Origin of the sequence: Streptomyces triticisoli, from assembly GCF_003270085.1 — a bacterium.
Lineage (GTDB): Bacteria > Actinomycetota > Actinomycetes > Streptomycetales > Streptomycetaceae > Streptomyces > Streptomyces triticisoli.
In genome coordinates, this window is sequence record NZ_QFDQ01000210.1 from 1 (window position 1) to 8,518 (window position 8,518).

General features: G+C 70.2%; 5 protein-coding genes. All 5 read left to right on the top strand.

The features are described from left to right. Positions 1-55 precede the first annotated feature (55 nt). The 5 genes from DEP02_RS26045 (at position 56) to DEP02_RS26065 (ending at position 8,416) form a co-directional block, all read left to right on the top strand. Positions 56-1,006 carry an ABC transporter permease gene (locus tag DEP02_RS26045; RefSeq protein ID WP_232839282.1) on the top strand — a complete coding sequence of 317 codons (951 nt, stop codon included), beginning with the start codon at positions 56-58 and terminating at the stop codon, positions 1,004-1,006. Between the two features lie 74 nt (positions 1,007-1,080). Next, positions 1,081-2,121, top strand: a complete 1,041-nt coding sequence (locus tag DEP02_RS26050) for a substrate-binding domain-containing protein (protein ID WP_112470128.1) — start codon at positions 1,081-1,083, stop codon at positions 2,119-2,121. A gap of 71 nt (positions 2,122-2,192) precedes the next feature. Further along, positions 2,193-3,401: a Gfo/Idh/MocA family protein gene (locus tag DEP02_RS26055; protein WP_112470129.1), complete on the top strand. Its 1,209-nt coding sequence runs from the start codon at positions 2,193-2,195 to the stop codon at positions 3,399-3,401. Between the two features lie 13 nt (positions 3,402-3,414). Then, positions 3,415-4,416: a sugar phosphate isomerase/epimerase family protein gene (locus tag DEP02_RS26060; RefSeq protein ID WP_112470130.1), complete on the top strand. Its 1,002-nt coding sequence runs from the start codon at positions 3,415-3,417 to the stop codon at positions 4,414-4,416. A 298-nt stretch (positions 4,417-4,714) separates the two neighbouring features. Beyond that, positions 4,715-8,416, top strand: a complete 3,702-nt coding sequence (locus DEP02_RS26065; protein ID WP_112470131.1) for a ThuA domain-containing protein — start codon at positions 4,715-4,717, stop codon at positions 8,414-8,416. The last annotated feature ends 102 nt before the right edge of the window (positions 8,417-8,518 follow it).

Here is an 8,518-nt window from a genome sequence, read left to right on the forward strand (position 1 = left end):
CGCCGGGCCGTCCCCCGCCCCCCGCGCGAGTGCGCCCACCGGCGGCGCCGGCCCGCTGCGCGCCCTGTGGGCGCGTGCCGACGGGCGCACCCTGTCACTGCTCGGCGTGCTCGCCGTCCTCGTCCTGATCGGCGGCGTCACCAAGCCCGACGAGTTCCTGGACATCCGCAACCTGCAACTGGTGCTCACCCTGTCGTCGATCATCGGTGTCGTCACCGTCGGGATGACCTTCGTCATCATGAGCGGCGGCATCGACCTGTCCGTCGGCGCGATCGTCGCCCTCTCCTCCGTGTGGGCCACCACCGTCGCCACCCAGGAGTACGGCTTCGCGGGCGTCCTGTTCACCGCGGTGCTCGTCGGCCTCGGCTGCGGGCTCATCAACGGCGTCCTCATCGCGTACGGCGGCATGGTCCCGTTCATCGCGACGCTCGCCATGCTCGCCTCCGCGCGCGGCCTCGCCCTGCTGATCACCGACGGCAAGACGCAGATCGTCACCATCGACGGCATCCTGCGGCTCGGCGAACGCGACGCGTACGTCCTCGGAGTGCCGCCGCTGGTCCTCGTCTTCGCCGCCGTCACAGTCATCGGCTGGCTCGTGCTGAACCGCACCACGTTCGGGCGGCGCACCGTCGCCGTCGGCGGCAACGCGGAAGCGGCCCGCCTCGCCGGCATCGACGTCCGCCGCCAGCGCCTCTACCTCTACCTGCTGTCCGGGCTGTGCTGCGGCATCGCCGCCTTCCTGCTGATCGTCCTGGCCGGCTCCGGCCAGAACACCAACGGCAACCTGTACGAACTCGACGCGATCGCCGCCGCGATCATCGGCGGGACCCTGCTGAGCGGTGGCCGGGGCACCATCGTCGGTTCCGTCCTCGGGGTCCTGATCTTCACCACGATCACCAACATCTTCGCCCTGAACAACCTGCAGAGCGACGTCCAGCAGATAGCCAAGGGCGCCATCATCGTCGCCGCCGTCCTCGTCCAGCGGCGCACCGCCTCCACCACCTAGCCGCACCCAGCCGAACCCAGCGGGCCCAGCCGAGCCGCCCGCTCCGTACGCCCCTCAACGGAAAGGCCATCGCCATGCCTCAGATACCGAGCCGCAGAGGTCTGCTCTTCGGTGGCGCCGCCGTCGGCGCCACCGCCCTCCTCGCCTCCTGCACCAGCAACGAGCCCAAGAACTCCAAGCCCGCGGTGAGCGACCGTCCCGCCGCCGACGACAAGCCCGGCAAGCCGGTCACCATCGGCTTCGCCGGACCCCAGGCCGACCACGGCTGGCTCAACGCGATCAACGAGAACGCCAAGAACCGCGCCGAGAAGTACTCCGACGTCACCCTGGAGATCACCGAGGGCTCCAACGACACCGCCGCGCAGATCGGGCAGATCGAGACCCTCATCAACAAGAAGGTCGACGTCCTGGTGATCCTGCCCGCCGACGGCAAGGCCCTCACCCAGGTCGGCCTGAAGGCGATGCGCGCGGGCATCCCCGTCGTAAACCTCGACCGGATCTTCAACTCCCCGCAGGCGTACCGCTGCTGGATCGGCGGCGACAACTACGGCATGGGCTTCAACGCCGGGCAGTACATCGGCGAGAAGCTCAAGGGCAAGCAGAACGCCAAGGTCGTCGAACTCGCCGGCCTCGACAACCTGGAGCTGACCAGGCAGCGCACCCAGGGCTTCGACGACGCGCTGAAGAACTACCCCAACATCACCAAGGTGGCCCGTCAGGCGGCCGAGTTCACCGTCGAGTCCGGCCAGGCAAAGATGGCGCAGCTCCTCCAGGCGCAGAAGCGCATCGACGCGCTGTGGAACCACGACGACGACCAGGGCGTCGGCGCGCTGCGCGCCATCGGGCAGGCCGGGCGTGACGAGTTCCTGATGGTCGGCGGTGCGGGCGCGCTCTCCGCGTTCGAGCAGATCAAGCAGGACAAGGGCGTCCTGAAGGCCACCGTGCTGTACCCGCCGACGATGGCCGCGTCCGCGATCGACCTGGCGCGGGCCCTGGGCCAGGGCAAGGGCGTCTCCGGCATGGCGGAGTTCGAGATCCCGGCGTCCATCACGCTGTTCTCGGCGGTGGTCGACAAGACCAACGTCGACCAGTACATGCCCACCGGCTTCCGCTGACCGTGCCACCCCGCACCCCCCACGGCGCCAGCACCACGGGGCCATCACCACGAAGACGAGAGGACATCCGTATGGGACAGCCGCAGCAGCCGGATGGAGCAGAAGGAGGAAAGCCGCCGCTCGGCATCGGCATGGTCGGATACGCCTTCATGGGCGCCGCCCACTCCCAGGGCTGGCGCACCGCGGGCCGGGTCTTCGACCTGCCGCTGCGGCCGGTCCTGGCCGCGGTCTGCGGCCGTGACGGGGCGGCCGTCCGCGCGGCCGCCGACCGGCACGGCTGGGCCGCCGCCGAAACCGACTGGCGGGCACTGATCGCCCGGGACGACGTCGACCTCGTCGACATCTGCACCCCCGGCGACAGCCACGCCGAGATCGCGCTGGCCGCGCTCGCCGCGGGCAAGCACGTCCTGTGCGAGAAGCCGCTCGCCAACAGCGTCGCCGAGGCGGAGGAGATGGCACGGGCCGCCGAAGCGGCCCAGCAGCGGGGCCAGTTGGCGATGGTCGGCTTCAACTACCGCCGGGTGCCGGCCACCGCGCTGGCCCGGCGGATGGTCGCCGAGGGCCGGGTCGGCACCCTGCGGCACGTGCGGGTGACGTACCTCCAGGACTGGCTGGTGGACCCCCGGTTCCCGCTGACCTGGCGGCTGCGCAAGGAGTCCGCCGGCTCGGGCTCCCTGGGCGACCTCGGCGCGCACATCGTCGACCTCGCGCAGTTCCTGGCGGGGGAGCCGCTGGCCGGGGTGTCCGCGCTCACCGAGACCTTCGTACGGGAGCGGCCGCTGCCCGCCTCAGCCACCAGCGGGCTGTCCGGCGCCCCGACGGCCGGCACCGGACAGGTCACCGTCGACGACGCCGCCCTGTTCACCGGCCGCTTCACCTCCGGCGCCCTCGCCTCCTTCGAGGCCACCCGCTACGCCACCGGTCGCAAGAACGCCCTGCGCATCGAACTCAACGGCGAGCGCGGCTCGCTGGCCTTCGACCTGGAGCGGCTGAACGAGCTGTACTACCACGACGGCACCGAACCCGGCACCCACGCCGGCTTCCGCCGCATCCTGGTCACCGAACCCGACCACCCCTACCTGGACGCCTGGTGGCCGCCGGGCCACGGCCTCGGCTACGAGCACACCTTCGTCCACCAGGCCCGCGACCTGGTCCACGCGGTCGCCGAGGGCAGCAGGCCCGAACCCTCCTTCGCCGACGGGCTGCAGGTGCAGCGCGTGCTCGCGGCGGTGGAGGAGAGCGCCGAGAAGAACTCCGTCTACACACCCGTCGCCGTCTGAGGAGGCCATCGCCATGCCGCGCAGATTCACGCTGTTCACCGGCCAGTGGGCCGACCTGCCGCTGGAGGAGGTCTGCCGCCTGGCCCGCGACTTCGGCTACGACGGACTCGAACTCGCCTGCTGGGGAGACCACTTCGAAGTCGACAAGGCGCTCGCCGACCCGTCGTACATCCCCTCCCGGCACCAACTGCTCGACAAGTACGGCCTGAAGTGCTGGGCGGTCTCCAACCACCTGGTCGGGCAGGCGGTGTGCGACGCCATCATCGACGAACGCCACCGGGCGATCCTGCCCGCCCGGATCTGGGGCGACGGCGAGGCCGAGGGCGTACGGCAGCGGGCCGCCGCCGAAATGGCCGACACCGCGCGCGCCGCGGCCGCGTTCGGCGTCGACACCGTCATCGGCTTCACCGGATCCGCCATCTGGCACCTCGTCGCCATGTTCCCGCCCGTCCCGCCGGGCATGATCGAACGCGGCTACGAGGACTTCGCCGAGCGCTGGAACCCGATCCTCGACGTGTTCGACGCCGAGGGCGTCCGCTTCGCGCACGAGGTCCACCCCAGCGAGATCGCCTACGACTACTGGACGACCCACCGCGCCCTGGAGGCCATCGGCCACCGTCCCGCTTTCGGCCTCAACTTCGACCCCTCGCACTTCGTGTGGCAGGACCTCGACCCGGTCGGCTTCCTGTGGGACTTCCGCGACCGGATCTACCACGTCGACTGCAAGGAGGCCCGCAAACGGCTCGACGGCCGCAACGGCCGCCTCGGCTCCCACCTGCCCTGGGGCGACCCCCGGCGCGGCTGGGACTTCGTCTCCGCCGGGCACGGCGACGTCCCCTGGGAGGACGTCTTCCGCATGCTGCGCTCCATCGGCTACGAGGGCCCGATCTCCGTCGAGTGGGAGGACGCCGGCATGGACCGGCTGCAGGGCGCTCCCGAAGCGCTGCGGCGGCTCAAGGAGTTCGACTTCGACCCGCCGAGCGCCTCGTTCGACGCGGCCTTCGGCAGCGACTAGCTCCGCGGGGAGCGGGGCGCCGTTCGGCGTGTCGTCCGCGGGCGGGCCGCGGCTGAGCGGGTGGTTCCCCGCGCCCCTTCGGGGGCGCGGGGCGCCACCCGCCGCTCCGGCCTGCCCGGAAACCGCTTTGTCCTGGGACTGGAAAAAGTTCAACTTCCCTGTTGTGCAAGGGCTATCCGACTCCGACAAAGACAGCTACGGTCCCGGAGTTGTACAGGTCACGCACATCTCCGGGGTGACGGCGCACCCCGGCGCACCGCATCCTCCCCGTACGACCCACCCTCCCGGAGGGAATTTCGTGCACAGGAAACGTCGTAGATTCCGCGAGGCACTCGCACTCCTCACCGGCTCACTCCTCGCAGGCACCTCGCTCGCACTCGCCGCGCCGCCGGCGAGCGCCGCCGACCCCGACGCCACCAGGCCGGCCGCGGCCGCCGCCGAGGACTTCCAGCAGATCACCCTCGCCAAGGGTGCCGCCGAGGTCGGCGAACCGATGTCGCTGGCCGTCCTCCCGGACCGCAGCGTCCTGCACACCTCCCGCGACGGCACCCTGCGCCTGACCGACGCGCAGGGCAACACCTCCGTCGCGGGCAAGCTGGCCGTCTACAGCCACGACGAGGAAGGCCTCCAGGGGATCGGCATCGACCCCGACTTCGCCGAGAACCGGTTCGTCTACCTCTACTACGCGCCGCCGCTGAACACCCCGCCCGGCGACGCCCCCGAGAACGGCACCGCCGCCGACTTCGCCCCCTTCGACGGCGTCAACCGGCTCTCCCGCTTCGTCCTGAAGCAGGACGGCACCCTCGACCTGGCGAGCGAGAAGAACGTCCTCGAGGTCGCCGCGTCCCGCGGCATCTGCTGCCACGTCGGCGGCGACATCGACTTCGACAAGGACGGCAACCTCTACCTGTCGACCGGCGACGACACCAACCCCTTCGCCTCCGACGGCTACACCCCCATCGACGAGCGGTCGAACCGCAACCCGGCGTTCGACGCCCAGCGCACCTCGGGCAACACCAATGACCTGCGGGGCAAGCTCCTGCGGATCAAGGTCAAACCGGACGGCTCCTACGACATCCCCGAGGGCAACCTCTTCGCCCCGGGCACCCCGAAGACCCGTCCCGAGATCTACGCGATGGGCTTCCGCAACCCGTTCCGGTTCAGCATCGACAAGCCCACCGGACACATCTACATCGGCGAGTACGGCCCGGACGCCGGCCGTGCCAACCCCGACCGCGGCCCCTCCGGCATGGTCGAGTTCGACCGCGTGACCAAGCCCGGCAACTACGGCTGGCCCTACTGCGTCGGCAAGAACGAGCCGTACATCGACTACGACTTCGCCACCAGGCAGTCCGGTGAGGCCTTCGACTGCTCCGCGCCGAAGAACACCTCGCCGAACAACACCGGCCTGGTCGACCTCCCGCCGGCCGAGCCGGCCTGGATCGACTACGACGGCGGTTCGATCCCCGAGTTCGGCACCGGCTCCGAGTCCCCGATGGGCGGCCCGGTCTACCGCTACGACCCCGACCTGAACTCCGCCGCCAAGTTCCCCGAGTCCTACGACGGGGACTTCTTCGCCGGTGAGTACGGCCGCCGCTGGATCAAGCGGATCGTGCACGACGACGACGGCACCGTCCGGTCCATCAACCCGTTCCCCTGGTCCGGGACCCAGGTGATGGACATGGCCTTCGGCCCGGAAGGCGCCCTCTACGTCCTGGACTACGGCACGTCCTGGTTCGGCGGCGACGCGAACTCCGGGCTCTACCGCATCGAGAACGTCACCAACGGCCACGCGCCGACCGTGACCGCCACCTCGGACAGGACCTCCGGCAAGGCGCCCCTGAAGGTGTCCTTCTCCGCGGAGGGCAGCGACGCCGACGGCGACACCCTCACCTACCGCTGGGACTTCGGTGACGGCACCACCGGCACCGGCGAGTCGCCCCGGCACACCTACCGCGCCAACGGCACGTACACCGCCACCGTGACCGTGACGGACCCGACCGGCTACACCGCCACCGCCAACGTCCACGTGGTCGTCGGCAACACCGCGCCCACCGTCACCTTCCAGACCCCGGCCGACGGCGCCCTGTTCGAGTTCGGTGACACCATCCCGTTCAAGGTGAAGGTCACCGACCCCGAGGACAAGAAGATCGACTGCTCCAAGGTCACCGTCCGCTACATCCTCGGCCACGACAGCCACGGCCACCCGATCACCTCGGCCAACGGCTGCGAGGGCACCATCACCGCGCCGGCCGACGGCGAGCACGACCCCAACGCCAACATCTTCGGCGTCCTCGACGCCGAGTACACCGACAACGGCGGCGGCGGCCAGGACGCGTTGACCACCCACGCCCAGATCGTGCTCCAGCCCCGCCACCGGCAGGCCGAGCACTTCGGCAGCCAGAGCGGCATCCGCACCTACGACAAGACCCAGGCGCACGGCGGCAAGACCGTCGGCGACATCGACAACGGCGACTGGATCTCCTTCAAGCCCTACAACCTCGAGGGTGCTCGGACGCTCACCGCCCGGGTCTCCTCCGGCGGCGCCGGCGGCTACCTGGAGGTCCGCACCGGAGGGCCGAACGGCACCCTGCACGGCTCCGGGACCGTCCCGGTGACCGGCAGCTGGGAGACCTTCCAGAACATCGACATCCCGCTCAGCAAGCTCCCGAAGAAGACCACCGAGCTGTACCTGGTCTTCAAGGGCGGCGACGGAGCGCTCTACGACCTCGACGACTTCGTGATCTCGGACAAGAAGCCCGTGAAGAACGCCAAGCGCGTCCTGGTCTTCTCCAAGACGGCCGGCTTCCGGCACGACTCCATCCCCACCGGAGTCCAGACCCTGAAGGACCTCGGCGGGCAGAGCGGCATCACCGTCGACGCCACCGAGGAGTCCCAGCAGTTCACCACCGCCAACCTCGCCCGCTACGACGCCGTCGTCTTCCTCTCCACCACCGGCACCGTCCTGAACGCCGACCAGAAGCAGGCGTTCGAGAAGTACATCGCCGGCGGCGGCGGTTACATGGGGGTCCACGCGGCCGCCGACACCGAGTACGACTGGTCGTTCTACGGCGGCCTGGTCGGCGCCTACTTCAACTCGCACCCGCAGATCCAGCAGGCCACCGTCCGGGTCCCCGAGCACGACCACCCGGCCACCAAGGACCTCGACGACGCGTGGGAGCGCACCGACGAGTGGTACGACTACCGCTCCAACCCGCGTGACGACGTCCGCGTCCTGGCCACCCTGGACGAGACCACCTACCAGGGCGGCAGGATGAAGGGCGACCACCCGATCGCCTGGTGCCACGACTACCAGGGCGGCCGCTCCTTCTACACCGGCATGGGCCACACCAAGGAGTCCTACGCCGAGGACGGCTTCCGCAGCCACCTGCTCGGCGGACTGAAGTACGCCACCGGCCAGGAGAAGGCGGACTGCAAGCCGCGCACCGGCTACCGGGACCTCTTCAACGGCCACACCCTCGACGGCTGGAAGCAGGCCGGACCGGGCGGCTTCACCGTCAAGGACGGCGCACTGCACTCCGAGGGCGGCATGGGCCTGCTCTGGTACCAGGCCAAGGAGTTCACGTCCTACTCCCTGAAGCTGGACTGGAGGATGCAGGGCGACGACAACTCCGGTGTCTTCGTGGGCTTCCCCGCCTCCGACGACCCCTGGTCGGCGGTGAACAAGGGCTACGAGATCCAGATCGACGCCACCGACGCGCCGGACCGGACCACCGGAGCCGTCTACTCCTTCCAGTCGGCGGACATCGAGGCCCGTGACGCCGCGCTGCGCCCGCCGGGGGAGTGGAACAGCTACGAGATCCGCGTCGAGGGCGACCGCATCCAGGTGTTCCTCAACGGAGTCAGGATCAACGACTTCACCAACAAGGACCCGGAGCGGATGAAGAACGGCCACATCGGACTGCAGAACCACGGTCCGTCCGACCACGTGTCGTTCCGCAACATCCAGATCAAGGAACTGCCCGCGAAGGGCGCCTAGAACGGCGGCGGGCGGGAGACGCCGGACTCCCGCCCGCCGTCCCAGCGTCGGCCGGCCGCCACCCAGGCGCCCGCGCCGCACGTCCCCCGGCCGGGGGCGGCC